This is a genomic window from Polaribacter marinus (assembly GCF_022662535.1).
GTDB classification, from domain to species: domain Bacteria; phylum Bacteroidota; class Bacteroidia; order Flavobacteriales; family Flavobacteriaceae; genus Polaribacter; species Polaribacter marinus.
Genome location: NZ_JAKQYM010000041.1, coordinates 1 through 2,943 on the forward strand (window position 1 = coordinate 1; position 2,943 = coordinate 2,943).

Genomic DNA, 2,943 nt, shown 5'->3' on the forward strand with positions numbered 1-2,943 from the left:
AATGTAGATTTTTTCTTATTCAGACTTAGTACAATTTTTGCGTAATCCTTAAATCCCACAACTTTTGGACTTGATCCAAAACAAATGAGAATTTAAAGTTGTATAAAAAAGGAAAGAAAAAAGTGAGCGAAATAACAAAAGACTTGAAAATCTCGCCACGAAAATTTTATACAATTTTAGAAAAAAAGAAAATAGAACATAAGAAATATAAAAAGAGTGATTTTAAACAAAACGTTTGACTTTTAGTTCGTTTGCGGAATCGGAAACTGAATTGAAAAGGAAAACCCGAATTGAATGCGGAATTTAGCAAATTGAGGAATTTCTCACTCAATCGGAAATAAATTTAACCTAAAAACGGAATTTAAAAAATATGAATACGCGGACAAAAGCAATAATAAAATCAGGTTTGTTTTCGGGAATCGTTTATGCTGGACTTATGGCTGGATTTGACTATTCTGATGGGCAAGATTTCAAAATATGGAAATTTATATTTCACGCCTCTTTTTTCGGAATATTTATGGCACTTATGACCAGATATAATTTAAAAAAAACAAGCAGATAAAGACCAAAATAAAACTGAATAAAAACAACGAAATGCCAACACCGTATATAATTTATTGCTGGCTTATCGCTTACTTACGAAAGTCCTCTCGGACTTTCTTGGTCGGTAATTATTTACTAAATTAGTTGCTTTAACCACGCAACAAACCATATACAAACACGTTGGCATCCATTTGAACGCCAGTAACAAAGATACAAAAAATATAAATATGAAAACAGAGGAATATTATAATCAATCTAACTTTAAAAGGTTGTCCGATTTACAAAAAGCATCTGAAAAATCTATGGATAATGAATATGTTAAACTATTTAAAGGAAAGGAGCATCAATTCTTATCTATATTAATAAAAAACATACTTGAATTAAAAGATTTTAATAGTATTAACATAGCAATAAATGAGTATAAGGTTTCTGTAAGAGAAAGAGATTTAGATATGTTAAGAGTTTTATACAGTGAAAAACAAAAAGATTACGAAGATTTAAATGATTATTGGAAGAACGAGGTTAGGCACATGGGAAAGGCTGTATTAAAAGAAATACCTTTTAAAATAGTAATAGAGTATTCTGAAAATAATATTATTCATAAGGATTACGAATTTCATTTAAAATTGTTTCAAGAGCTTGGAATCCTATATTAATATAACCTATTGGGGCGTGTAAACTTTCATTTTCTAACAACTCTTTATTTTCTAAAATGAAATCGATATCACTTTTAATTGTTTCAATGTTTTTTTTAATTCCCGAACACCCTCTTTTCGCTATTTCGTAATCTGTTTCCTCTTTAATTGAATTTGACATATAATTTGAATAAATAACGACTGACAAACAAAAACGTATGCCAACACCGTATAAAAATAATGCGCTACGATGTTTAGTTAATGAATAGTGACTTTCTTTTTATTGGCGCACTATTCTTATACCAACCGTTGGCAAACATTTTGGAGTACCAATAAAATTCGAGCTTCCATAAAAGCTTGTTACTATTAAAAAAAGAAGTTGGCGGAATTAAAATCTGAATTTGAAAGTTTTTTGTTGGAATTTCTGTTCCGAAAAAAATTATTAGATTAGTAAATGAAATTCAGAACAAAAGATATAAAGCGATTGAAAAAATGAAAATAAGGTTTACAAAAAAAAGACTAAAACATTATATGATTTTCGGAATACTATGGTTAGTACTGGGAACAGTAGCAGTTATATTTAATTCGGACAATGTTTTTAACTATGGTTATTTAATAATCGGAATTTTATATTTCGGAACTTATCTCTTTGAGAATAACAAACAATATCTAACCATTGAAAACGGAATTATCTCAAAAAATCACTTGATTCCGAAAAAAATAAATCTGAACGAAATAAAGCGGATTAAAAAATTTGCTGGAGATTATATTTTTATAACTGACTCAACCGAATTGAGAATTAATACAGAATTAATTGAAAAAAATTCTCTTGCGGAATTAAATACTGTGATAGAAAATTTGAATTTAGAAACAAAATAAAAAAACGATTTGCCAACACCGTATATAAAAAATTGCTGGTGTTAGGCTTAAACAAAGGTCGTTGCACGTTTGCTACGTCTGATTTTCCTTCGGAAAATCCTCGCACGCAAACCCGCAACTTTCCATATACATAAACGTTGTGTGTAATTAACGAAATGAAAAGTAAACAGAAACTAAAAGAATTAGAAAATAGAATTGACGAAATGCTTTTCTACATTTGGGACCCAATTGGAGTATCAGATGAACCTTGTGCAAGATGTGAATATTCTTCGTACACAATGACAATTCTGAAATACACTTTAACAGAAGATTTAAAGAAAATTACAGAAATTTTGAATAAAATAGAATCTGAATCAATGGGACTTTCCCCAAACAGAAAACATAATGAGAAAGTTGCTGAAAGGTTAGTTGAATTTAAAAATGCAATTGAAGAAGGTTTAAGATGAAATTATTTAAATCAATCTTGAAAATATTAATTGGAGTTGGAATAATTTATGTTTTAGTTGTAACTTTTTTTGTTCTAAAACCTGACATTAATGACTATTTAAATAAAACTGAATTTAATCGCACTGAATGGATTAGCTGGAAAGAAACAGAATCTTCATTTGGTGTTAGATGGAATATGGTTTACAATTTAACCGAAAATCATAAACTTAAAGGAAAAACCAAAGATGAAATAAAAATATTACTTGGAAAACCTACAAACGAATCTAAAAAAGAAATGAGTTATTATTTAGGAATGATCTGTGTTAAAAACCTATTGTTTTTTGTTAAATTTTCATCTAATTACAGCAATATAAATTTTGATAATTTTCATCATAATATTTCTTGTTTTTAGCAATAGAGAAAATCTGTTTTATTAATTTATTTGCTAATGCTATCTTAA

The 2,943-nt window shown here is 28.0% G+C and carries 5 protein-coding genes; all 5 read left to right on the forward strand.

Annotated elements, in window-relative coordinates; all coding sequences use genetic code 11:
• The first annotated feature begins 370 nt into the window (after nt 1–370).
• The 5 genes from MC378_RS15255 to MC378_RS15275 all read left to right on the forward strand — a co-directional run bounded on the left by MC378_RS15255 (nt 371) and on the right by MC378_RS15275 (nt 2,895).
• On the forward strand, nt 371–562 hold the full coding sequence (locus MC378_RS15255) for a hypothetical protein (RefSeq protein ID WP_242179688.1): 192 nt from the start codon (nt 371–373) through the stop codon (nt 560–562).
• A 208-nt stretch (nt 563–770) separates the two neighbouring features.
• Entirely contained in the window at nt 771–1,199 is a 429-nt protein-coding gene (locus tag MC378_RS15260; protein ID WP_242179690.1) for a hypothetical protein, read from the forward strand.
• 510 nt (nt 1,200–1,709) lie between these two features.
• Nucleotides 1,710–2,057, forward strand: coding sequence for a hypothetical protein (locus MC378_RS15265; protein WP_242179692.1), 348 nt, complete (start codon nt 1,710–1,712; stop codon nt 2,055–2,057).
• Between the two features lie 155 nt (nt 2,058–2,212).
• Entirely contained in the window at nt 2,213–2,503 is a 291-nt protein-coding gene (locus MC378_RS15270; RefSeq protein ID WP_242179693.1) for a hypothetical protein, read from the forward strand.
• On the forward strand, nt 2,500–2,895 hold the full coding sequence (locus MC378_RS15275; RefSeq protein WP_242179696.1) for a hypothetical protein: 396 nt from the start codon (nt 2,500–2,502) through the stop codon (nt 2,893–2,895). Before MC378_RS15270 ends, MC378_RS15275 begins: the two co-directional genes overlap by 4 nt.
• Nucleotides 2,896–2,943: the final 48 nt, after the last annotated feature.

Bases quoted from the DNA above. Each gene is read 5' to 3' on its own strand.
- MC378_RS15265 (WP_242179692.1), top strand. From the start codon at position 1,710: ATGATTTTCGGAATACTATGGTTAGTACTGGGAACAGTAGCAGTTATA.
- MC378_RS15275 (WP_242179696.1), top strand. From the start codon at position 2,500: ATGAAATTATTTAAATCAATCTTGAAAATATTAATTGGAGTTGGAATA.
- MC378_RS15270 (WP_242179693.1), top strand. From the start codon at position 2,213: ATGAAAAGTAAACAGAAACTAAAAGAATTAGAAAATAGAATTGACGAA.
- MC378_RS15255 (WP_242179688.1), top strand. From the start codon at position 371: ATGAATACGCGGACAAAAGCAATAATAAAATCAGGTTTGTTTTCGGGA.
- MC378_RS15260 (WP_242179690.1), top strand. From the start codon at position 771: ATGAAAACAGAGGAATATTATAATCAATCTAACTTTAAAAGGTTGTCC.